16 protein-coding genes, 2 tRNA genes and 3 rRNA genes are annotated in these 23,161 nt (G+C 54.8%); 9 read left to right on the top strand and 12 right to left on the bottom strand.

The window, feature by feature from the left end; genetic code table 11:
* Nucleotides 1–6: 6 nt before the first annotated feature.
* The 5 genes from phnE to NQ230_RS21380 form a co-directional block, all read right to left on the bottom strand.
* The gene (gene phnE / locus NQ230_RS21400) at nucleotides 7–786 is read right to left on the bottom strand and encodes a phosphonate ABC transporter, permease protein PhnE (RefSeq protein WP_023334213.1); all 780 of its coding nucleotides are present in this window, start codon (nucleotides 784–786) and stop codon (nucleotides 7–9) included.
* 117 nt (nucleotides 787–903) lie between these two features.
* The gene (gene phnD, locus NQ230_RS21395; RefSeq protein ID WP_257259050.1) at nucleotides 904–1,920 is read right to left on the bottom strand and encodes a phosphonate ABC transporter substrate-binding protein; all 1,017 of its coding nucleotides are present in this window, start codon (nucleotides 1,918–1,920) and stop codon (nucleotides 904–906) included.
* Between the two features lie 24 nt (nucleotides 1,921–1,944).
* On the bottom strand, nucleotides 1,945–2,733 hold the full coding sequence (gene phnC / locus NQ230_RS21390) for a phosphonate ABC transporter ATP-binding protein (RefSeq protein ID WP_257259048.1): 789 nt from the start codon (nucleotides 2,731–2,733) through the stop codon (nucleotides 1,945–1,947).
* Nucleotides 2,734–2,906: 173 nt separating this feature from the next.
* Nucleotides 2,907–3,350, bottom strand: coding sequence for a VOC family metalloprotein YjdN (yjdN, locus tag NQ230_RS21385; protein WP_121426271.1), 444 nt, complete (start codon nucleotides 3,348–3,350; stop codon nucleotides 2,907–2,909).
* Between the two features lie 80 nt (nucleotides 3,351–3,430).
* On the bottom strand, nucleotides 3,431–3,766 hold the full coding sequence (locus tag NQ230_RS21380; RefSeq protein WP_023334217.1) for a zinc ribbon domain-containing protein YjdM: 336 nt from the start codon (nucleotides 3,764–3,766) through the stop codon (nucleotides 3,431–3,433).
* A gap of 596 nt (nucleotides 3,767–4,362) precedes the next feature.
* Between NQ230_RS21380 and crfC the strand changes: the two genes are divergently transcribed.
* Both crfC and NQ230_RS21370 read left to right on the top strand, forming a co-directional pair.
* Nucleotides 4,363–6,708: a clamp-binding protein CrfC gene (crfC, locus tag NQ230_RS21375; RefSeq protein WP_257259046.1), complete on the top strand. Its 2,346-nt coding sequence runs from the start codon at nucleotides 4,363–4,365 to the stop codon at nucleotides 6,706–6,708.
* A complete protein-coding gene (locus NQ230_RS21370; protein WP_121426273.1) occupies nucleotides 6,705–7,580 on the top strand; it encodes a diguanylate cyclase regulator RdcB family protein in 876 nt (291 codons plus the stop codon). The genes crfC and NQ230_RS21370 overlap by 4 nt, the downstream gene beginning before the upstream one ends.
* A gap of 78 nt (nucleotides 7,581–7,658) precedes the next feature.
* On the opposite strand, the gene NQ230_RS21365 is transcribed toward NQ230_RS21370, so the two are convergent.
* The gene (locus NQ230_RS21365; protein WP_442778909.1) at nucleotides 7,659–8,801 is read right to left on the bottom strand and encodes an IS481 family transposase; all 1,143 of its coding nucleotides are present in this window, start codon (nucleotides 8,799–8,801) and stop codon (nucleotides 7,659–7,661) included.
* A 125-nt stretch (nucleotides 8,802–8,926) separates the two neighbouring features.
* Nucleotides 8,927–9,919, bottom strand: a complete 993-nt coding sequence (gene kdgT / locus NQ230_RS21360) for a 2-keto-3-deoxygluconate transporter (RefSeq protein WP_121426274.1) — start codon at nucleotides 9,917–9,919, stop codon at nucleotides 8,927–8,929.
* A gap of 648 nt (nucleotides 9,920–10,567) precedes the next feature.
* Here kdgT and proP point away from each other — a divergent pair.
* Nucleotides 10,568–12,070, top strand: coding sequence for a glycine betaine/L-proline transporter ProP (gene proP, locus NQ230_RS21355; protein WP_047345547.1), 1,503 nt, complete (start codon nucleotides 10,568–10,570; stop codon nucleotides 12,068–12,070).
* A gap of 33 nt (nucleotides 12,071–12,103) precedes the next feature.
* Here the strand turns inward: proP and NQ230_RS21350 are convergent, their stop codons facing one another.
* The gene (locus tag NQ230_RS21350) at nucleotides 12,104–13,057 is read right to left on the bottom strand and encodes a nickel/cobalt transporter (protein WP_193940994.1); all 954 of its coding nucleotides are present in this window, start codon (nucleotides 13,055–13,057) and stop codon (nucleotides 12,104–12,106) included.
* A gap of 497 nt (nucleotides 13,058–13,554) precedes the next feature.
* On the opposite strand from NQ230_RS21350, the gene NQ230_RS21345 reads away from it, so the two are divergent.
* The 4 genes from NQ230_RS21345 (at nucleotide 13,555) to rrf (ending at nucleotide 18,538) form a co-directional block, all read left to right on the top strand.
* A 16S ribosomal RNA gene (locus NQ230_RS21345) occupies nucleotides 13,555–15,094 on the top strand.
* A gap of 85 nt (nucleotides 15,095–15,179) precedes the next feature.
* Nucleotides 15,180–15,255, top strand: a tRNA-Glu gene (locus tag NQ230_RS21340).
* A 192-nt stretch (nucleotides 15,256–15,447) separates the two neighbouring features.
* Nucleotides 15,448–18,353: ribosomal RNA gene (locus NQ230_RS21335) — 23S ribosomal RNA — on the top strand.
* Between the two features lie 69 nt (nucleotides 18,354–18,422).
* Nucleotides 18,423–18,538: ribosomal RNA gene (gene rrf / locus NQ230_RS21330) — 5S ribosomal RNA — on the top strand.
* The 16S, 23S and 5S rRNA genes sit together here with 1 tRNA gene alongside, the layout of an rRNA operon.
* Before the next feature lie 219 nt (nucleotides 18,539–18,757).
* Here rrf and NQ230_RS21325 read toward each other — a convergent pair.
* A tRNA-Phe gene (locus NQ230_RS21325) sits at nucleotides 18,758–18,833 on the bottom strand.
* Nucleotides 18,834–19,002: 169 nt separating this feature from the next.
* Here NQ230_RS21325 and NQ230_RS21320 point away from each other — a divergent pair.
* Together NQ230_RS21320 and NQ230_RS21315 are read left to right on the top strand one after the other, a co-directional pair.
* A complete protein-coding gene (locus NQ230_RS21320) occupies nucleotides 19,003–19,848 on the top strand; it encodes an AraC family transcriptional regulator (RefSeq protein WP_257259042.1) in 846 nt (281 codons plus the stop codon).
* A gap of 36 nt (nucleotides 19,849–19,884) precedes the next feature.
* The gene (locus tag NQ230_RS21315; protein WP_213822732.1) at nucleotides 19,885–20,475 is read left to right on the top strand and encodes a LysE family translocator; all 591 of its coding nucleotides are present in this window, start codon (nucleotides 19,885–19,887) and stop codon (nucleotides 20,473–20,475) included.
* On the opposite strand, the gene NQ230_RS21310 is transcribed toward NQ230_RS21315, so the two are convergent.
* The 3 genes from NQ230_RS21310 to cutA are packed head-to-tail and all read right to left on the bottom strand — an operon-like array spanning nucleotide 20,472 to nucleotide 23,111.
* The gene (locus NQ230_RS21310) at nucleotides 20,472–21,047 is read right to left on the bottom strand and encodes a transcriptional regulator (protein ID WP_219324276.1); all 576 of its coding nucleotides are present in this window, start codon (nucleotides 21,045–21,047) and stop codon (nucleotides 20,472–20,474) included. The two genes, NQ230_RS21315 and NQ230_RS21310, sit on opposite strands and share 4 nt — an antisense overlap.
* Nucleotides 21,048–21,096: 49 nt before the next feature.
* On the bottom strand, nucleotides 21,097–22,812 hold the full coding sequence (locus NQ230_RS21305; RefSeq protein ID WP_257259038.1) for a protein-disulfide reductase DsbD: 1,716 nt from the start codon (nucleotides 22,810–22,812) through the stop codon (nucleotides 21,097–21,099).
* Nucleotides 22,788–23,111: a divalent cation tolerance protein CutA gene (gene cutA, locus NQ230_RS21300; RefSeq protein WP_014168278.1), complete on the bottom strand. Its 324-nt coding sequence runs from the start codon at nucleotides 23,109–23,111 to the stop codon at nucleotides 22,788–22,790. Before cutA ends, NQ230_RS21305 begins: the two co-directional genes overlap by 25 nt.
* Nucleotides 23,112–23,161: the final 50 nt, after the last annotated feature.

The following is a 23,161-nucleotide window of genomic DNA, read 5'->3' as shown; positions in this document are numbered from 1 at the left end:
CGCTTCTCAGATGAAGTGCTTACGCAAACGTTGAGAGAGGAAATCCAGCAGGCTGACGGTGACGATGATGAGCACCATCAGGGCGCAGGTTTGCTGGAACTGGAAACCGCGAATCGCTTCCCACAGGGTGACGCCAATCCCGCCTGCGCCCACCATGCCGACCACCGTCGCGGAGCGGACGTTGGACTCAAAGCGGTACAGGGAGTAGGAGATCAGCAGCGGCATCACCTGCGGCAGGACGCCGTAAAGGATCTCTTCGATTTTGTTGGCGCCCGTGGCGCGGATGCCTTCCACCGGGCCAGGCTCGATGGCTTCGACCGCTTCGGAGAGCAGCTTGGAAAGCACGCCGGTGGTGTGGATGAACAGCGCCATCACGCCGGCGAACGGACCCAGGCCGACGGCGACCACGAAAAGCATCGCAAAGACCATCTCGTTGATGGCGCGGCAGGCGTCCATCAGGCGACGCATCGGCTGATACACCCACCACGGCACGATGTTTTCGGCGCTCATCAGGCCAAATGGAATGGAGAGAACGACGGCAAGGGCGGTGCCCCAGACGGCGATTTGCAGGGTGACCGCCATTTCGCTGAGATAGTCCTGCCACTGGCTGAAGTCCGGCGGGAAGAAGTCGGCGGCGAAGGTCGCCATGTTGCCTGCGTCTTTGAAGAGCAGCAGCGGATCCATTTCCGCGCCCTTCCAGGAGATAACCAGCACCGCCAGTAGGATGGCCCAGCTTATGAGCGAGAACCAGCTGCGCTTCGGCGGTGGGAGGGTGATGGTTTGCATGTTGGCTCCTTTGGGTTTAGTCCCCTCTCCCTTGAGGGAGAGGGTTAGGGTGAGGGGGAAATGTGCGCGCTGATGCCCTCACCCCGGCCCTCTCCCACGGGGAGAGGGAGAAAGGCACTACTGCACCGCTTTATTCACGCTGGTCATGGCGCTCAACGCGGCGGTCAGGCGGTCGAGGTCTTCCAGCTGGGCCTGAATGGTGGTCACTTTGCTGGTCTTCTCCTCGTCCTTCAGCCCTTTGTTGTCCTTCACGCCCTGCATCTCTTTAAACAGCGCCAGCTGGCGAATCGGGACCAGCTGCAGGTCGCTTGACGGGCGGAACGGTGCCCAGCCCAGACGCGCCAGGACCGCTTTCTCTTCCGGCGTTTTGCCATAGGTCATAAAGAAGTCGTACACCTTGTCCTTGGTGCTTTCAGACAGGTTTTTACGCCACACGATCGGGTCGCCCGGGATCAGCGGCGATTTCCAGATGACCTTGATCTCTTTCAGCTTGTCCGGCGCGGAAGTTTTCAGCTTGTCGAGGTTTTCGGTGTTGTTGGTGGCAACGTCCACCTGCTTGTTGGCCACGGCCAGGGCGTTAGTTTCGTGGCTGGCGTTCACCGTGCGTTTGAAGTCGCTGGCGGAGGCGTTGTTTTTGGCGAAGACGTAGTAGCCGGGGACAAGGTAACCGGAGGTGGAGTTCGGATCGCCGTTGCCGAAGGTTAACTCTTTGCGTTTGGCGAGCAGGTCGTTGAGATTGTTGATCGGGCTGTCTTTGTTCACGATCAGCACGCTCCAGTAGCCCGGGGAGCCATCTGCCGCGACGGTCTGGGCAAAGACCTGGCCGTTCGCGCGGTCCACCGCCTCCATGGCGGAGAGGTTGCCGTACCAGGCGATGTCCACTTTGTTGAAGCGCATTCCCTGGATGATGCCCGCGTAGTCCGGGGCGAAGAAGGCGTTAACTTTGATCCCCAGTTTGGTTTCCATATCTTTCAGGAACGGTTCCCACTGAGGCTTCAGGTTCTGCTGTGATTCCGTCGAAATAATGCCGAAGTTCAGCGCTTTTTCCTGCTCTTCCGCATACGCTGGGCTAAACAGGGTGCTGAGGCTGAACATGCTGGTAAAGGCCAGCGCGGCAACGGCTTTGTAGCTCATGTACTTTCCTCGGATCGGGTTTAATTAAGCAGCCTGCGCGTTCTCTTCGACGCGGTTAATGCTGCGGTAGAGATGGTCAAAACGTTCGTTATCAAACTGATGGCTCGCGCCATCAAAGAACACATGTCCCTGACGCAGGGCGACAATGCGCTCGCAATAGCGCAGGGCGTAATCCACCTGATGCAGCGTGACCACCACGGTGATGCCGTCGTTCTGGTTAATGTCGTGCAGGGTCTCCATCACGATGCGGGCGGACTCCGGGTCCAGCGAGGCAATGGGTTCGTCAGCGAGAATGATTTGCGCTTTTTGCATCAGGGCACGGGCAATGGCAACGCGCTGCTGTTGTCCACCGGAGAGGGTGGAGACGCGCTGGTGGGCGAAGTGCGCCATGCCGACGCGGGTCAGCGCCTGTAAGGCTTCCTGCTTCTGCGAAGGGGAGAACCAGCGCAGACAGGTGCGCCAGAACGGGGTGCTGCCGAGCGCACCAATCAGCACGTTCTCCAGCACCGTCAGGCGGTTCACCAGGTTGAACTGCTGGAAGATGTAGCCCGTCTGGGCGCGGCTCTTGCGGATATCGCTGGCGAGACGCCCCGCGCGCTGCACGCTATTGCCCAGCAGCTCAACGTGGCTTTCCAGCGTTTTATCGCAGGTGATAAGGCCGCTTAAATGACGCAGAAGGGTGGATTTACCTGAACCGGACGGCCCCAGCAGCGCCACCATTTCGCCCTGCTGGACGGTCAGATCAACGGCATGCAGAGCCTTATTGTGATTGAAGGTCTTGCTCAGTTTCTCGACGCGGATGACGATTTGCATGTGCTGGGCCTCACGATAAATGTGGCCTCATGCTGGCGCATCAATGTGACATTTGGGTTAAGTCTGGGTTGCGGGAGTTTGAAGAGTTGAGCGGAGTTTGATGACAATCACCGTAGGCCCGGTCAGCGCAGCGCCACCGGGCGCTGTTGCCGGCTGCGCTGCGCTTATCCTGCCTACGACGTTTGGTGTTGCTTAACGACGTTAATCATCCACGGCACGCCGTATTTATCGGTGACTTTACCGAAACCGTGCGCCCAGAAGGTTTCCTGCCAGGCCATTTCGATATTCCCGCCCGCGGCGAGGTTGTCGAACCAGCGCTTGCCTTCATTGACGTCCTGGGTATCGAGTACCAGCGTGAAACCCGCGTACTGCGCGTTGCTGCCCGGCGGCATCCCGTCGCTCATCATGATATCGCTGCCCGCAATGCGAACGTTGGAGTGAGCGATAGCCGAATCCGGAAATTGCATACCGGACGGACAGCCTTCATCGCTGTTATCGCTTTTTGGCATTTCGCCGAAGGTGATTTTATAGAGGAGTTCTGCGCCGACGGCTTGCTGGTAGAAAGAAGTGGCTTCTGCACAGTTGCCGGCGAAAGAGATGTAGGGACTTAACGGCATAATCTTTACCTCACGTAAGAAAAGCCCATTAAGTGTAGTTCCCGAAAACCCGGTAAGCGAAGCGCCACCGGGCGGGTAAATCAGTTCTTTTTCACGAACTCGGATTTCAGCTTCATCGGACCGAAGCCGTCAATTTTGCAGTCGATATTATGATCGCCTTCAACCAGACGGATATTCTTCACTTTGGTGCCAATCTTCAGCATGGAAGAACTGCCTTTCACTTTCAGATCTTTAACCACGGTTACGCTGTCGCCGTCCGCCAGCAGATTGCCGTTCGCATCTTTTACGACAAGTGCATCAGCATCATGTGATGGTTCGGCATCATTCCATTCGTGAGCGCATTCCGGGCAGATGAACATGCCATTATCTTCATAGGTGTATTCAGAATTGCATTTTGGGCAATGTGGGAGTGACATATCGGTATCCTCAAAAAAGTGTAAACGCGCTGGAAAGTGCCAGCTAAATGACGGCAGCGTGCCGAAAAAGGCGGCAAGTATAGCGCAAATCCACACGGTTGTCGGTGATATTGTGAATTAAAAAAATGCAAAAAGCGTATCGGGAGTGACACTTCCTGTCAGTCAGTTAAGCGATGCTTAGGTCATTAACACGGTGGAAAGAATGGGTGCTAAATATATCGAATATTTTATTGCGGCAAATTGCTACGCTCCGCCATTTCGGATAAGGTGAAGCGACACATTGTTATTTATCTCCTGACTTCGCTGCCATCCATATCTTTTGGCAGGGGCGTATTACCTCTCTTTTTAGGTGGGTAAATAATGATGATATATCCTGAAGTTTCTTAAAATTGGGCTACGCTTTTTTCCTTTGGCCGTCAGGCCAGGAGGGGAGCTATACACGCCATGCAAGGATAGCGAATTATTTCTGATTATCATCAATCAGTTATATTTCGGCGAACATGTTTTCCACACGTGATCATATAAGCCTGAACAACATAATTAATACCAGTGGCTTAATAAAAGTAATAAATTTGCGTTAAGGAAAGGCTTTTATCATGCACACACAGACCATTTTTGAATTAAGCCAGGAAGCTGAGCGTTTGTTACAGCTCGCCCTGCAAAATCTTGATACGTTGAAATCAATGCCGACTGCGATGCTGGAGAGCACAGCGGCAGCCATTACGGGTGAAAAGAACAACGTTTTACCTTTGCATTTTAGTGCGCGCGGTGTCGAAGCGCAGCAGGCGATGCTGAATAATGAATTACGGAAAATAACCCGGCTGGAAATGGTCCTCGCTATTGTTGGCACCATGAAAGCGGGGAAATCGACCACCATTAATGCGATTGTGGGTACCGAAGTGTTGCCGAACCGCAATCGTCCGATGACGGCGCTACCTACCCTGATTCGCCATACGCCGGGTCAGAAGGACCCGGTGCTGCATTTCTCACATGCCTCGCCGATTGATGATTTGATTCAACTGCTTCAGAAAAAGCTATGCGATTACGATCGCGGAAAGCTGGCCCAGCATCTGGAAATTGATAAAGACATGAATACGCTGCTGGAGCGCATTGAAAAAGGAGAAGCTTTTGAGAAGCATCACCTGGGCGCGCAGCCGATATTTCATTGTCTGAAAAGCCTTAACGACCTGGTGAGACTTTCCCAGGCGCTAGGCGTGGAGTTTCCCTTCTCTGAATATGCCGCCATCGAACATATTCCGGTGATTGAAGTGGAGTTCGTGCATCTTGCGGGTCTGGATGCTCACCTCGGACAGCTGACGCTGCTCGATACGCCCGGGCCGAATGAGGCCGGACAGCCGCATCTGCAAAAAATGCTCAACGAACAGTTGTCCCGCGCGTCGGCTGTGCTGGCCGTGATGGATTATACCCAGCTTAAATCCATCTCTGATGAAGAAGTCCGCCAGGCCATCTCCGCGGCGGGAAAATCAGTGCCGCTGTATGCGCTGGTCAATAAGTTCGATCAGAAAGATCGCAATAGCGACGATGAAGAGCAGATCCGGGCGATGATCTCCGGCACCTTAATGAAAGGCAATATTTCGCCTGGCCAGATCTACCCCGTCTCCTCCATGTGGGCGTATCTGGCGAACCGCGCTCGCTACGAGATGACTACCCACGGACAGCTGCCGGATCATCAGGAGCAACCCTGGGTGCAGGATTTTGCCGAAGCGGCGCTTGGGCGGCGCTGGCGTACGGCGGACCTGGACGATATCGATCATATTCGTCATTCTGCCGATTTGCTCTGGGAAGATTCGCTCTTTGAACAACCTATACGCAAGCTGATTTACGCAGCCTATGCCAATGCCTCGCTTTACGCGCTGCGTTCGGCCTCGCATAAGCTGCTTAATTACGCACAAAATGCCCGGGAGTACCTCGACTTCCGCTATCAGGGTCTGACGGTTGCCTTTGAGGCGCTGGAAGTGAATATCGCACGTCTGGAAGAGGACATGGCGCTTCTGCAGACGCGCCAGAGCGTGGTGAGCGATGAGGTGAAACATGAAGTTGAGGAGGCGCTGAACGCCACTGCGGACTTTATGGGGGCCCAAAAAACCGCGCTTAACCAGGCGATTGGCGAGGTGTTCAGCGCTCAGCATATTCGTGATTTGGCAGGCATCGATCGGCAGACCCCTCACGGTGACGAGCTGAAGCAGCTGGTTCTGGACGACGAAGGGCAGGCGCAGATTGCGCTGAGTAAAATCCGCTCCTCCTGCGAGCGGGTGATGCTGGATGCGCAGACGAAGATTTGCCGGGAGCTGGCGTTACGCTTCGACCAGCTTGAGTCTACGCTGGCGCGCTCCCTGAACGAGGCCATGCGTCCCATCGAAACGCGTATTAAAGAGCATCTGAGCCATGCGGGTTTTCGGGCGAGAATCAGTTTTCCGGCGTTTCAGGCAAGCCAGCTTAATTTCAATACGCGGGCGCTGTTTAATGATGCGATTGCGCAGGATGACAGCCAGGCAGGCCCGCCATCGGGTGGGGGCAGCATGCGAGAGACGGTCTCTCGCTGGCTCAATAATCCAGGTTGGGGCTGGGATGAGTATGTGGAAACGCGCACGCGCTATGTTATCGACATTGCGCAGCTACATGACAAATTTAAGCAACATATTGAACAGTTTTGTGAACAAATACGTAAAGCTTTGTCCGCGCAGGTCGATGTCTCTGTTACGGCAGGAATGGCAACGTTCTTTGCAGAATTTTCGTTGTGCCTGACCGGGTTACAGGAAAGCTTGCGTGATAGCCTCGCAGTGCGTCAACAGAATGAGCATTCTACCCGAGCGCTCTGCCAGCTGTTGAAGCAAAGTATCACTACTGCGACGTGGATACAGGAAGATACCCGACTGTTACGCGATGATATTCAAACTCTATTCGCGGCAGAGCAACCATGACAACACCACTACTGGACGGCCCCGGGCGAACGCTGGAGTGTATTAATCCAAAATTTATGGTCGATCTGGTGCAGGGGGGAGACGCGGCGCGTCATCCTCACCTGGGACCACAACAGCTTCAGTTTCGCGAGCGTTTGACTCAGGAAATCATGACGCATACCCGGCTACGCCCCTGGGCGATGGCGGGTATGCTCAATGAAAATGCAGCGCTGCGCCTGGGGCTGGCGGAAAAACTGGCCGGCATGCTGGATCCGGGTCATCTGGCGCTGACGCTGATGGCAGAGAAGCTGATTGCTTTGCGCCAGCAGACGAACCCGCGCGCCCCGCAATCGCCCGGGCTGATGCAGCAGTACGCTGAACTCGCCTCTCATTTTACCCAACGCGCAGCATATAAAGAAAAGGCGCTGACCCAGCGAGGGCTCACGGTGCAGGCGGGCGAGCACAGTGAGCAGATTTTTACCCGCTGGCGGGCCGGGCATTATGATGGCTGGTCGCTGGCCGGGCGCTGTTTTATCGTGCTGGAAGAGCTTCGCTGGGGGGCATTTGGTGATGCATGCCGCCTCGCGAATGAAGATGTGGCGGCAATGCTTAAGGATAACCTGCGCAGCATGGCGGCTAACTATCTGGCGCAGGGCATTAATGCATCCCCCACGACCCGCCATTTCTATCACCAGTGGCTGACAACGCCTGCCTCTCCGGGTTTAATCGATCATAAAGACATGCTGGGGTGGCTGGGGGACTGGTGTCAGGCGGATCAACATCCGGTGAGCTGGTCAGTCACGCAAAACTGGCAGACCGTCGCGCTGGGTATGCCAAGGCTCTGTTCGGCAAAACGGCTGGTGGACGCGATGGTGGAAGAGATTTTTGGGTAAACTCCGCACCCTAACCCTCTCCCCGTGTACGGTCTGGGGACATGGTAGACAGGTGTTCGGGGACATGGTGAACACTTTTTAACATCCTTTACCCATGGTGATCGACTTTTTCCTCAGGTCGATCACCCCCACTTTCGTGCTGTACCACCACACCTCGTAGCTGCCGTCTTCCCGCATCTCCTTCAGCCCGACCCGTTCTCCCCTGAACGCCTTGCCTGCGCTCAGACTTACCCCTTTCACGCTCAGCTTTCCGCTGATATCCACCTTCCTGACCATCACGCCCTCGTCGTATTCCGGGGGCGTTGTGTTGCCGCTGTACTGCCGCGCTGACGGCTGATACCGCGAGCCCGGTACCGCCATATCCAGCGCCTCGTGCGGGCGTTCAAGGTTGTACACCGTGCGCCAGTGGTCGAAGGCGCGCTGCAGCTCACCGCTGTCTGCGAACCATTTTCCCTGCAGCACTTCCGCCTTCAGGCTGCGGTGAAAACGCTCCAGCTTGCCCTGCGTCTGCGGATGATAAGGCCGGGAGTGCCCCACCCGGATACCGTGGCGCATCAGCCACAGCTCCAGCGCCGTCCAGGTGCCGGTGGTGTCGCCCCACGGTGAGCCGTTATCCATCGTCATCCGGTCCGGCAGGCCGTAACGCTCAAACACGCTGACAAGCTGCTGCTGCACGGTCTCGCGGCGTTCATCAGTACAGTGCGCCAGGCACAGGGAAAAACGGGAGTGGTCGTCCAGCAGGGTGAGCGGATGGCAGCGGCCGCCGCCAAAGGGAAAGTGGCCCTTAAAATCCATCTGCCAGAGGCGGTTCGGCGCATCATGTTCGAACCGTCCCGTGGGGGAAATACCCGGTGAAGCGCCCGGCAGCAGGCCATGGCGGGCCATCAGGTTATGGACGGTGCTGAAGGCGGGCATGCGGTGCCCCCGGTCCTCGAGCCAGCGCTTTATCTTGCGGGCTCCCCAGCGTTCATGGCGGTCATGTGCCATGCGCAGCAGGGCGGTGATGTCGTCAGATGAGCGGTTCGGGGAATGGTGCGGTATACGGGGCCGGTCCTGAAGGCCGGCGGCACCTTTCTCCGCCCAGCGGCGAAGCCACTTGTAGGCGGTGGCAGGTGAAATGCCGTAGTGACGGCAGAGGGAACGGATGTTCGCCCCGTCCTGCGAGGCGAACAAAACAAACTCGGTACGTAATGACATGGTATCTCTCGCATCCCAGGGCATAAGCGACTCCATAAACGGGTTCTTATGCCTTAGTTGTAAGTGTCTACCATGTCCCCGAACAAGTGTTCACTATGTCCCCGGACCGTACACCCCGTAGGGAAGAGGGTATGGTTTGGTGGGATGTGTTAATGATTCATTTCTATTGGTTTAGGCTCAGGCTGGGTCTCTGGCATATTCCCGTAGCGTTTCGCATACAGCGCCGTGATGATGGGGACCAGTATCGCGGTGACAATCACGCTCGCGGCAACCAGCGCCGTCGCTGAAGCGGCCACCGGTTCGAAGGCCGGGTTAATTTGGGCAATAATCACCGGGTTTGCGACGGCTGCGCCCGCGGCTGAAGAGGCGGCGACGCCGGCCGTGCCGTTTCCTCCTCCGATTACGCGGTCGGCAATAATCAGCGGAATACCGGTGATGACGATCACGGCGACACCCAGCACAATACCCAGCAGGCCGGTATCGAGAATGACCTTCAGGTTGATGGTGTTCCCCAGTGCGAAACCGAAGAACGGGATCAGCACCGGCGTGGCTTTGCTAAAGAAATCACGCAGATCGTGATCGAGATTGCCAAGGGCGAAACCGATCAGGAAGGGCAGGATCGCGCCGACAAAGTGGTGAGGTTCAAACGAGGCCAGGCCAGCAGACCCCAGGATCAGCATCGTCATCAGCGGGCCGGACTCCAGAGACATCAACACAAATGCGCCGGACTCTTCTTTCGTCCCGTACTGGTTCATCAGGCTGGCGTACAATCCGCCGTTGGTCATATCCATCGCCGAGACAATCGCCAGGACCGATAATCCCGCGAAGAACCCGGTCTGAATTCCATCCTCCGGAATGAACATTGCACATATCATTGCTACCGCCCAGGCTACGGCTATTTTGGTTATCACCAGCGTGCCGGATTTGCGTATTACAGTACCCGTTGCCCGCAAATTAATAGATGCGCCGATACAAAAAAACCAGACGGCAAGAATGGGAACCGTGCCTGTTATCATGCCTTTTGTGAAACCGCCAAAATAAGCTCCGGTATCGGGAGCAAGGGTATTCAGGATCGCGCCCAGCACCAGCGGAACCAGCATCATACCGCCAGGTATGCGTTCTATCGTGGCTTTAATCTTCATGGACAAACCTCACATCGGGTCCCGCAGGACGGGTGATAGCTGTTAAAAATTAGTCAATAAATTCAATTGATTGCTCGTATTGCTTGCGGTCTTTTTTCGATAACTCTGCAACATAATTAAATGTGTGCTCCCGATTAAACTGATTCAGAAACACCTTAAACGCTGAATTCGGATTTATCATCCGATCATTGGAATAGTGATTCAATGAAAATAAAACATCGTTTTAGTTATCCGTGTCACATATTCAATGTAAAACTTGAGGACGGTTCCTGTTGGTGGGAATTTATGTAAAGCCGATGTGAATTAACGTGGTTTGTTTTTCTGTTAGGAAAGAATTAATGACGCGCGTGAGGATGATCTTTAGGCAGATTAAGGAAGTGCTTATTGGCACTCCTTGACAAAAATTTGCCTGAGCTGACCTGACGCGAAAATATGTGTGAAGTTGATCACAAATATAAACGCTGGTAGGGTAAAAAGGTCATTAACTGCCCAGGCAGGCGTCAACAGGTTCGGTTGTATCGACGTAAAACGTCAATGTAAGTAAACCTGCTACGCTTGAATAAGGCGATTCGCATGGAGCGGATCCCATGGTTCACAGAACGCTAACTGGACTGTGAAACAGACAGGGCCGAGTCAACGAGGATAGCTATGCTAAGAAGGAAAAAGATTAAACCCATCACGCTTCGCGACGTCACCATTATTGATGACGCAAAGCTGCGTAAAGCCATTACCGCAGCCTCGCTCGGTAATGCGATGGAATGGTTCGATTTTGGTGTCTACGGCTTTGTGGCCTATGCGTTAGGTAAAGTGTTTTTCCCCGGGGCCGATCCCAGCCTGCAGATGATTGCCGCACTGGGTACGTTCTCCGTTCCCTTCCTGATTCGCCCGCTGGGCGGTCTATTCTTCGGTATGCTCGGCGATAAATATGGTCGTCAGAAGATCCTGGCCATCACCATCGTCATTATGTCGATCAGTACATTCTGTATCGGCCTCATACCGTCTTACGCCACCATCGGCATTTGGGCACCCATTCTCCTGCTGATTTGTAAGATGGCGCAGGGCTTCTCCGTGGGCGGTGAATATACCGGTGCCTCGATCTTCGTTGCCGAGTATTCCCCGGACCGTAAGCGCGGTTTTATGGGGAGCTGGCTGGACTTTGGCTCGATTGCCGGGTTTGTTATGGGCGCGGGCGTAGTGGTGCTGATTTCAACCGTGGTGGGCGAAGATAACTTCCTCGACTGGGGCTGGCGTATCCCGTTCTTCCTGGCATTGCCGCTGGGGATTATTGGTCTCTACCTGCGTCATGCGCTTGAGGAGACGCCCGCGTTCCAGCAGCACGTCGAAAAACTGGAACAGGGTGACCGCGAAGGGCTGCAGGATGGTCCGAAGGTGTCGTTCAAAGAGATTGCCACTAAGCACTGGCGCAGCCTGCTGACCTGTATTGGCCTGGTGATTTCGACCAACGTGACCTACTACATGCTGTTGACCTACATGCCGAGCTATCTGTCGCATAACCTGCACTACTCGGAAGATCACGGTGTGCTGATTATTATCGCCATCATGGTCGGTATGCTGTTTGTGCAGCCGATTATGGGCCTGTTGAGCGACCGTTTTGGCCGTCGACCGTTCATTATTCTGGGAAGCGTTGCGCTGTTTGCTCTGGCCATTCCGGCATTTATTCTGATCAACAGTAATGTGCTGGGGCTGATTTTTGCCGGTCTGCTGCTGCTGGCGGTGATCCTTAACTGCTTTATCGGGGTGATGGCCTCAACGTTGCCCGCGATGTTCCCGACGCATATTCGCTACAGTGCGCTGGCCGCGGCCTTTAACATCTCGGTGCTGATTGCCGGTCTGACCCCGACGCTTGCCGCCTCGCTGGTAGAGAGCACGCAGAACCTGATGATGCCGGCTTATTACCTGATGGTGATCGCGGTGATTGGTTTAATTACCGGTATTACCATGAAGGAGACGGCGAACCGTCCTCTGAAAGGTGCAACGCCTGCGGCGTCTGATATCCAGGAAGCGAAAGAGATCCTGCGTGAGCACTACGACAACGTAGAGCAGAAGATTGAGGATATTGACGCAGAAATTGAAGAGCTGCAGAAAAAACGCTCCCGACTGGTGGACCAGCATCCACGCATCAACGAGTAATAAAGAAACCCGCCAACGGCGGGTTTTCTTTTATTAGCATCCAGCAGCGATGTAGTCGCCATTGGCGCTGATGGGGATCACCGTCAGGAACAGCACCGTTGCGAACAGGATCAGGACTATCCCTCCGGCTATTTTGACTGCCGGTACGAGCCATCTTAATGAGGCGCTTTCTCCGAACCAGCTCACCGTGCGCTCGCGGGCGTAGCGTACTGCCAGTGAAAGCCCCACGATAGAGAGCGCGGTTCCCAAAGACATGGTCATGACTGCGGCCACCCCCCAGGTGACAATGCCCAGCGCGTTCGAAAACATCAGGATCATGATCGCCCCGCTGCACGGGCGTGCGCCAATCGCCAGAATGACGCCCAGGCGCGTTTTCCAGTCGCCTTGTGTCAGGTTTGCCCCCACGCCATGATGACCGCAGCCACAGTGTTCATCGTGCTGATGAAGCGGCTTGATGGCTGAGATCGTTAACCTGTGTGGACGCAGGCTCTTCAGCGCCTGATAAATAACAAACGCGCCAAAAGCGCCAATAAGCACTGCGCTTATCTTCTCCACGTACCAGCGGCTGGTACTGATATCCCCTGAGGCGAGGTTAAACCCCACCGCCAGAATAAAGACAAACAGAATGGCGCTCACGCCCTGCATCAGGCTACCCAGGAAGGGGACGACCCGGGCGGCCAGCTCGCTTTCCTTATTGGTGGTCAGATAGGTCGTCACAATGAATTTTCCGTGCCCGGGTCCGATGGCGTGAAGGACACCATAAAGGAAAGCCCCCGTTAACAGCCATAATCCGCCGCTGTACTGGTGGTTATTAAGCTGCAGCAGATACATCACCAGATAACGGTGCAGCGTAATTTGTGTGGCGAGACACCACTGGATAAAAGCGTTCCAGTGCGCATGCAGGGTAAAACCGGCAAAGAGGATTGCCAGCAGCATCACTCCTGCAGTAGGGAGACGCCAGTCACGGGCAAGGCGTTGTGTGGTCATGAGGATGGGCCTGCACAGAGGAGAGTATTTGCCGCTAGTATAGTTGATCTTCCCGTTCAATTCGTAGGATCGCATCGCGATCCGCTCATGATTGTGGATAACTTTGTGCATAAAAGGGTATAAGGCGGGGTTTTGCTGTGGAATGCAGCAGTCAGTCATTTTTCTGTCATTTAGCGGTTGCGGCCTGCTGAGAACTCCCTATAATGCGCCTCCATCGACACGGCGGATGTGAATCACTTCACACAACAAGCGGTTCGGTTGAAGAGAAAAAATCCTGAAATAACGGGTTGACTCTGAAAGAGGAAAGCGTAATATACGCCACCTCGCAACGGTGAGCGAAAGCCGCGTTGCACTGCTCTTTAACAATTTATCAGACAATCTGTGTGGGCACTCAAAGTGACATGGATTCTTAATGTCTTCGGACAATAAATGAATACCAAGTCTCTGAGTGAACATACGTAATTCATTACGAAGTTTAATTCACGAGCATCAAACTTAAATTGAAGAGTTTGATCATGGCTCAGATTGAACGCTGGCGGCAGGCCTAACACATGCAAGTCGAGCGGTAGCACAGGGAGCTTGCTCCTGGGTGACGAGCGGCGGACGGGTGAGTAATGTCTGGGAAACTGCCTGATGGAGGGGGATAACTACTGGAAACGGTAGCTAATACCGCATAACGTCGCAAGACCAAAGAGGGGGACCTTCGGGCCTCTTGCCATCAGATGTGCCCAGATGGGATTAGCTAGTAGGTGGGGTAACGGCTCACCTAGGCGACGATCCCTAGCTGGTCTGAGAGGATGACCAGCCACACTGGAACTGAGACACGGTCCAGACTCCTACGGGAGGCAGCAGTGGGGAATATTGCACAATGGGCGCAAGCCTGATGCAGCCATGCCGCGTGTATGAAGAAGGCCTTCGGGTTGTAAAGTACTTTCAGCGGGGAGGAAGGTGTTGAGGTTAATAACCTCAGCAATTGACGTTACCCGCAGAAGAAGCACCGGCTAACTCCGTGCCAGCAGCCGCGGTAATACGGAGGGTGCAAGCGTTAATCGGAATTACTGGGCGTAAAGCGCACGCAGGCGGTCTGTCAAGTCGGATGTGAAATCCCCGGGCTCAACCTGGGAACTGCATTCGAAACTGGCAGGCTAGAGTCTTGTAGAGGGGGGTAGAATTCCAGGTGTAGCGGTGAAATGCGTAGAGATCTGGAGGAATACCGGTGGCGAAGGCGGCCCCCTGGACAAAGACTGACGCTCAGGTGCGAAAGCGTGGGGAGCAAACAGGATTAGATACCCTGGTAGTCCACGCCGTAAACGATGTCGACTTGGAGGTTGTGCCCTTGAGGCGTGGCTTCCGGAGCTAACGCGTTAAGTCGACCGCCTGGGGAGTACGGCCGCAAGGTTAAAACTCAAATGAATTGACGGGGGCCCGCACAAGCGGTGGAGCATGTGGTTTAATTCGATGCAACGCGAAGAACCTTACCTACTCTTGACATCCAGAGAACTTTCCAGAGATGGATTGGTGCCTTCGGGAACTCTGAGACAGGTGCTGCATGGCTGTCGTCAGCTCGTGTTGTGAAATGTTGGGTTAAGTCCCGCAACGAGCGCAACCCTTATCCTTTGTTGCCAGCGGTCCGGCCGGGAACTCAAAGGAGACTGCCAGTGATAAACTGGAGGAAGGTGGGGATGACGTCAAGTCATCATGGCCCTTACGAGTAGGGCTACACACGTGCTACAATGGCGCATACAAAGAGAAGCGACCTCGCGAGAGCAAGCGGACCTCATAAAGTGCGTCGTAGTCCGGATTGGAGTCTGCAACTCGACTCCATGAAGTCGGAATCGCTAGTAATCGTAGATCAGAATGCTACGGTGAATACGTTCCCGGGCCTTGTACACACCGCCCGTCACACCATGGGAGTGGGTTGCAAAAGAAGTAGGTAGCTTAACCTTCGGGAGGGCGCTTACCACTTTGTGATTCATGACTGGGGTGAAGTCGTAACAAGGTAACCGTAGGGGAACCTGCGGTTGGATCACCTCCTTACCTTAAAGAACCTGCCTTTGTAGTGCTCACACAGATTGTCTGATGAAAAGTAAATAGCAAGGCGTCTTGCGATTGAGACTTCAGTGTCCCCTTCGTCTAGAGGCCCAGGACACCGCCCTTTCACGGCGGTAACAGGGGTTCGAATCCCCTAGGGGACGCCACTTGCTGGTTCGTGAGTGAAAGTCACCTGCCTCAGTATCTCAAAACTCATCTTCGGGTGACGTTTGAGATATTTGCTCTTTAAAAATCTGGATCAAGCTGAAAATTGAAACGACACACATGTTATGTGTGTTCGAGTCTCTCAAATTTTCGCAAGTCGATGGTGAATCGAAAGAAACATCTTCGGGTTGTGAGGTTAAGCGACTAAGCGTACACGGTGGATGCCCTGGCAGTCAGAGGCGATGAAGGACGTGCTAATCTGCGAAAAGCGCCGGCGAGGTGATATGAACCTTTGACCCGGCGATGTCCGAATGGGGAAACCCAGTGTGTTCCGACACACTATCGTTAACTGAATACATAGGTTAACGAGGCGAACCGGGGGAACTGAAACATCTAAGTACCCCGAGGAAAAGAAATCAACCGAGATTCCCCCAGTAGCGGCGAGCGAACGGGGAGCAGCCCAGAGTCTGAATCAGCTTGTGTGTTAGTGGAACGGTCTGGAAAGTCCGGCGATACAGGGTGATAGCCCCGTACACGAAAGCACACAGGTTGTGAACTCGAAGAGTAGGGCGGGACACGTGGTATCCTGTCTGAATATGGGGGGACCATCCTCCAAGGCTAAATACTCCTGACTGACCGATAGTGAACCAGTACCGTGAGGGAAAGGCGAAAAGAACCCCGGCGAGGGGAGTGAAAAAGAACCTGAAACCGTGTACGTACAAGCAGTGGGAGCACCTTCGTGGTGTGACTGCGTACCTTTTGTATAATGGGTCAGCGACTTATATTCTGTAGCAAGGTTAACCGTATAGGGGAGCCGAAGGGAAACCGAGTCTTAACTGGGCGTTAAGTTGCAGGGTATAGACCCGAAACCCGGTGATCTAGCCATGGGCAGGTTGAAGGTTGGGTAACACTAACTGGAGGACCGAACCGACTAATGTTGAAAAATTAGCGGATGACTTGTGGCTGGGGGTGAAAGGCCAATCAAACCGGGAGATAGCTGGTTCTCCCCGAAAGCTATTTAGGTAGCGCCTCGTGAATTCATCTTCGGGGGTAGAGCACTGTTTCGGCTAGGGGGCCATCCCGGCTTACCAACCCGATGCAAACTACGAATACCGAAGAATGTTATCACGGGAGACACACGGCGGGTGCTAACGTCCGTCGTGAAGAGGGAAACAACCCAGACCGCCAGCTAAGGTCCCAAAGTCATGGTTAAGTGGGAAACGATGTGGGAAGGCACAGACAGCCAGGATGTTGGCTTAGAAGCAGCCATCATTTAAAGAAAGCGTAATAGCTCACTGGTCGAGTCGGCCTGCGCGGAAGATGTAACGGGGCTAAACCATGCACCGAAGCTGCGGCAGCGACGCTTATGCGTTGTTGGGTAGGGGAGCGTTCTGTAAGCCGTTGAAGGTGTGCTGTGAGGCATGCTGGAGGTATCAGAAGTGCGAATGCTGACATAAGTAACGATAATGCGGGTGAAAAGCCCGCACGCCGGAAGACCAAGGGTTCCTGTCCAACGTTAATCGGGGCAGGGTGAGTCGACCCCTAAGGCGAGGCCGAAAGGCGTAGTCGATGGGAAACAGGTTAATATTCCTGTACTTGGTGTTACTGCGAAGGGGGGACGGAGAAGGCTATGTTAGCCGGGCGACGGTTGTCCCGGTTTAAGCATGTAGGCGGGAGTTTTAGGTAAATCCGGAACTCTTCTAACGCTGAGGTGTGATGACGAGGCACTACGGTGCTGAAGTAACAAATGCCCTGCTTCCAGGAAAAGCCTCTAAGCATCAGGTAACATCAAATCGTACCCCAAACCGACACAGGTGGTCAGGTAGAGAATACCAAGGCGCTTGAGAGAACTCGGGTGAAGGAACTAGGCAAAATGGTGCCGTAACTTCGGGAGAAGGCACGCTGATATGTAGGTGAAGCCCCTGCGGGTGGAGCTGAAATCAGTCGAAGATACCAGCTGGCTGCAACTGTTTATTAAAAACACAGCACTGTGCAAACACGAAAGTGGACGTATACGGTGTGACGCCTGCCCGGTGCCGGAAGGTTAATTGATGGGGTTAGCGGCAACGCGAAGCTCTTGATCGAAGCCCCGGTAAACGGCGGCCGTAACTATAACGGTCCTAAGGTAGCGAAATTCCTTGTCGGGTAAGTTCCGACCTGCACGAATGGCGTAATGATGGCCAGGCTGTCTCCACCCGAGACTCAGTGAAATTGAACTCGCTGTGAAGATGCAGTGTACCCGCGGCAAGACGGAAAGACCCCGTGAACCTTTACTATAGCTTGACACTGAACACTGGTCCTTGATGTGTAGGATAGGTGGGAGGCTTTGAAGCGTGGACGCCAGTCTGCGTGGAGCCAACCTTGAAATACCACCCTTTAATGGCTGGTGTTCTAACGTAGACCCGTAATCCGGGTTGCGGACAGTGTCTGGTGGGTAGTTTGACTGGGGCGGTCTCCTCCCAAAGAGTAACGGAGGAGCACGAAGGTTAGCTAATCCTGGTCGGACATCAGGAGGTTAGTGCAATGGCATAAGCTAGCTTGACTGCGAGAGTGACGGCTCGAGCAGGTGCGAAAGCAGGTCATAGTGATCCGGTGGTTCTGAATGGAAGGGCCATCGCTCAACGGATAAAAGGTACTCCGGGGATAACAGGCTGATACCGCCCAAGAGTTCATATCGACGGCGGTGTTTGGCACCTCGATGTCGGCTCATCACATCCTGGGGCTGAAGTAGGTCCCAAGGGTATGGCTGTTCGCCATTTAAAGTGGTACGCGAGCTGGGTTTAGAACGTCGTGAGACAGTTCGGTCCCTATCTGCCGTGGGCGCTGGAGAATTGAGGGGGGCTGCTCCTAGTACGAGAGGACCGGAGTGGACGCATCACTGGTGTTCGGGTTGTCATGCCAATGGCATTGCCCGGTAGCTAAATGCGGAAAAGATAAGTGCTGAAAGCATCTAAGCACGAAACTTGCCCCGAGATGAGTTCTCCCTGACCCTTTAAGGGTCCTGAAGGAACGTTGAAGACTACGACGTTGATAGGTCGGGTGTGTAAGCGCAGCGATGCGTTGAGCTAACCGATACTAATGAACCGTGAGGCTTAACCTTACAACGCCGAAGCTGTTTCGGCGAAGAGACAGAAGATTTTCAGCTTTGATACAGATTTAACAGAATTTGCCTGGCGGCTTTAGCGCGGTGGTCCCACCTGACCCCATGCCGAACTCAGAAGTGAAACGCCGTAGCGCCGATGGTAGTGTGGGGTCTCCCCATGTGAGAGTAGGGAACTGCCAGGCATCAATTAGAAGAACCCCGTACCGTAAGGTGCGGGGTTTTTTGCTTTGTGCGTACAAAAAACCAGTAGCGCTGCGGGCTTAGTAGGCCGGATAAGGCAAAGCCGCCATCCGGCAACGCAGGCCGCACGATCCCACGATAAAAAGAAACAAGAATACAAAGAAGGGATTTATAAACGCAGAAAAGCAAAAACCCAGCCATAGGCTGGGTTCTTTAAATAGTGGTGCCCGGACTCGGAATCGAACCAAGGACACGGGGATTTTCAATCCCCTGCTCTACCGACTGAGCTATCCGGGCAACGGAGCGCATTAAACCGCAATCACGCCCGATCGTCAACATTATTTCGGGAAAAGCTGTTCAACTGCTTAAGTTTGCGGCAATCTGTCCGCTTTCGCCGCGAAAATGCACAAATCTTCCAGACAGTACCTGTGTGATACGGCAATGCTGAGAGTAAGAGGAGGGCAGTATGACGAATGACTGGCTTGAACTGCGTCAGCATGCAGATACGGGTATTGAGACGATTAAAGCGCATTTCGAAGGGCATGCCTTTGATCCGCACTGGCACGATAGCTATCTGGTAGGGATAACCCTCTCCGGCACGCAGCAGTTTCATTGCCGCCGTGAGCGTCATCGTAGCCAGCCGGGCGACGCATTTCTCCTCGAGCCTGGAGAAATTCACGACGGAGATGCGCCTGTAGAGGGCGGTTTTACCTATCTGACCTTCTATCTTGATGAGCGCTGGCTTACCCATGCGCTACAGGGGCTCTACGAATCGACTCCCGGGAGTTATTCACTCCACTTTGCCCAAACGCTGACGCGGGAGCCGCAGCTGGTGTGCGCTATCGGTGAGACATTCTCTACCCTGCATAATGACGAGATGAAAATCGTTCAGCAGAGCACAATGGATAATCTGCTCTCCCGGATCACCGCCCATTGTCACTGGCGTAAGAAACTGCCGTCGCAGTTACAAAGCGCTGCCGTGGCGCATCGTGCGCGCGACTTTCTCTATGCCCATATCGGTGAGAACGTGGGGCTGTCAGACCTTGCGCGCGAGACGGGCACGGATCGCTTTACCCTGACGCGCTGTTTCAAGCGTGAGTTCAACCTGGCGCCCCACGCATGGCTTATTCAGCTGCGTCTGGCAAAGGCTCGACAGCTGCTGGCGCGCGGTGACCAGCCCGTTGATGTGGCTGCCGCAGTGGGTTTTGCCGATCAAAGCCATTTGGGGCGTTGGTTTCAGCGGGCTTACCGTATCTCTCCTGCACACTACCGCCGGTTGTGCACAAACCTTCCAGACGTTTCCAAAAAATAACGGCACATTCATGGCTCTAATAAAAAGGAGCCACCTGTGAGTTTGATACCCTTTCTGTTGTTCGCATTTGTCGCCTCCATTACGCCGGGGCCAACCAATATCCTGGTGCTGACGAACAGCCAGCACTTTGGCGTAAAAAATACCGTACCTGCTATTCTGGGCGGGTGTATCGCGGCCAGTGCGATCGTGCTGGTATCAGGCGCGGGCGCAGGAGAAGTGCTGCGTCAGTATCCTCTGATACGTCAGATAATGAGCTGGGCAGGCGTGCTGTGGCTAAGCTGGATGAGCTGGCAGCTGTTTCGCGCCCCGGCTGCTCGTCTTTCCGCTGAGAACCGTAGCCGATTCACCGCTCAGGCAGCGGCGCTGCTGCAGATCGTGAACCCGAAAACCTGGATGATGGCGCTGGCCGTCGTCAGTCTGTTTGCCCCGGCTGGCGACCATGCATTGCGGGATATTGCGCTAATGGCGCTATGGTTTCTGCTGATCTCAATCGTCTGTTTGATGTGCTGGGCGTGGTTGGGTAAAGCGGTGAACCGAATTTTTCGCACCACCGTGGCGATGGTGCGGTTTCAGCGCCTGATGGCGCTGTGTCTTCTCGTCTCTGCCTGGGCGGGCATCCTGGCTTAGGTCAGTGCTCCGCCCATACGACACTGAGCAAATCGCAAAATATCTTCCGCCAGACGGTGTGCCGTATCCACATCGGCCTGGCTACGGTTCACCAGCATGCGGCTAAGGCAACCTTCCAGCACCAGCTCCATCTGCTTCGCCACCATCGCCGGGTCATCGACTTCCAGCGTGGTCAGCAGCTCGTGGGTGAAGTCATGCGCCGCCCGTTTTTGCTGCTCCGCCAACTGGTGGATAGGATGGCCTGGGTCGGGAAAATAAGTGCAGGCGGCGATGAATAGACAACCCGGGTACCGGTTGTTGCTGACGCATTCCGTCAGGGCGGTATAGCGCGCCAGAAGCTTTTGCTCCGAGGTCAGTTCTTCATTCAGCATCAGTTGCCTGCGCCAGATATCAACCTGCTGGCTGAGATAGCGCAGGGCATCATAGAGTAGCGCCTCTTTATCCGGCCAGAAGCGCTTAAGTTCATCCAGGGGATAATCGATACGGTCGGCTACCATCTCAAGCGTGGTGCTGGCGATCCCTTGAATCTCAAGTAGTTGCAGGGCTTGTCCCAGTACGTCTTCACGTTGCACGGTTATCTCCTCCGCTATTCCCAACGGTTTGTCCCGTTTAAAGTGTTGTTTACGGTTGGCGATTGCGCAAATGCGCGCTAAATGCCGCCGCATCCATAAACCCGGTTACACGCTGTTCTGGCTGCTCCTGGCCCTGTTGATTGAAGAACAGAATGGTTGGCAGCCCGAGCACGTTAAGCTGCTTCAGCAGAGCCTTATCCTGCGCATTATTGGCGGTCACGTTCGCCTGGAGCAAAACGGTCTCTTTCAGGGTGCTTTGCACCTGCGGATCGCTAAAGGTATATTTTTCAAACTCTTTGCAGGCGACACACCAGTCGGCATAGAGATCGAGCATCACCGGTTTGCCTTTTGCCTCTGCCAGGGCGCTGTTGAGTTCATCCACGTTTTTAATCTGGGTGAAGTTCAGATGCGCTTGCGTCTGACCCACCGGTGTGCCGAACGCCCAGTCCTGCAGAGGGCGTACGCTCACCAGCGCGGCAGCGAGCAGAAGGATTTGCACCAGGCGCATCCATGGCTGTTTCGCCCCCAGGCTGACGATAAACGCCCAGGCAAAGAATGCTACGCCAAGCATCGCCCACAGGCGCAAGCCCCAGACATCGCCGATGATACGCTCAAGGAGGAACACCGGCAGCGCGAGGATGACAAAGCCAAACGCGGTTTTCACCGTCTCCATCCACGGGCCGCTCTTCGGCAGCAGTCGATTGCCGAAAACCGTGACCAGAATCAGCGGCAGGCCCATGCCCAGGGCATACAGGTACAACGTTCCGCCGCCGAGCCACATATTGCCGCTCTGGGCGATATAGAGCAGGATGGCGCTCAGCGGTGCGGTGGTGCAAGGGGAACAAATCAAACCGGCGATGGCTCCCATCGCGAATACCCCACCCGCCGAGCCACCCTGCTGGCGGTTACTCATCAGCGTTAAGCGAGTCTGCAAAGCCGAGGGTAACTGCAGGGTAAACAGGCCGAACATCGACAGTGCCAGCAGGATGAAGACCACCGACAGGCCAATAAGGACGTAAGGATGCTGCAGCGCGGCCTGGAACTGTAACCCGGCAGCGGCAACCACAAGGCCAAGGGCTGTGTAGGTCAACGCCATGCCCTGCACATAAATAAAGGCCAACAGCAGGGCGCGTGCGGTGGAAAGCCGTTGCTTACCGCCCAGCACGATACCAGAGATGAGCGGATACATCGGCAGCACGCACGGCGTAAAGGCAATGCCGATACCGATCAGCAAGGCCCAAAGCGCTGAGAACGGAAGGTCTGACGCGGCTTCGCCTTCTCCTTCACCCCTCACCCTGGCCCTCTCCCCTGAGGGGAGAGGGGGAATAGCGGCGGCGGCTTTCACTTCGCTGAGCGGAACGACCTTCGTTTCCGGCGGATAGCAGAATCCCGCGTCGGCGCAGCCCTGATACGTCACCGTCAGCGTTGCGCCTTTATCGGCCTGATTCACCGTAACGGGGACGCTTAGGCGCTGGCGATAGATCTCACTCTTGCCGTAGAACTCGTCCTCGTGCCACTCGCCAGCGGGCATCTGCAGTGTGCCCACGTTTGCCTGGGCAGGGGTAATGCTCACCTGCTTGCGATAGAGGTAATAGCCCTCTTTCACCTGCCAGGTAAGACTGAGATCGTGCTGGTTTTGCTGAAAGTCGAAAACGAAAGCCTGGTCGGCAGGAATAAAGTTCGAACGGCCGGGCGCGTCAAACAACCCGGCAAAAGCTGACGTGCTGCACAGCAGCAGGATCAGCGTAAGGAAGCGTTGAGCCATGAGAGATAGTCGTTATCGCCATGAACCACTGGCAAGACCAGCAGTTCCGGGGTTTGGTAAGGATGATGAGATTTGAGGCAGTCCAGGAGAGCCTGCTGATTCGCCAGATTAGTTTTGAGCAACATCTGGACTTCGTACTCCTGCTCCAGCTTGCCTTCCCAGTAATAAAGGGAGGTGGCACCGGGGAGGAGCGTCACGCAGGCAGCCAGTTTTTCGGCCAGCACTTTAGCGGCGAGATCCTGGGCAGAGGCTTCATCAGGGGCGGTACACAGTACGACAACAGCATCAGGCGTGTTCACAAGTCGACCTCCTCATCACGAAAGGCTTCACTATATCACGCAAGGCGGTT

Origin of the sequence: Enterobacter asburiae (assembly GCF_024599655.1) — a bacterium.
GTDB classification, from domain to species: domain Bacteria; phylum Pseudomonadota; class Gammaproteobacteria; order Enterobacterales; family Enterobacteriaceae; genus Enterobacter; species Enterobacter asburiae_D.
Note: the sequence above shows the minus strand (reverse complement) of the source record. Positions and strands in the feature narration are given on the sequence as shown.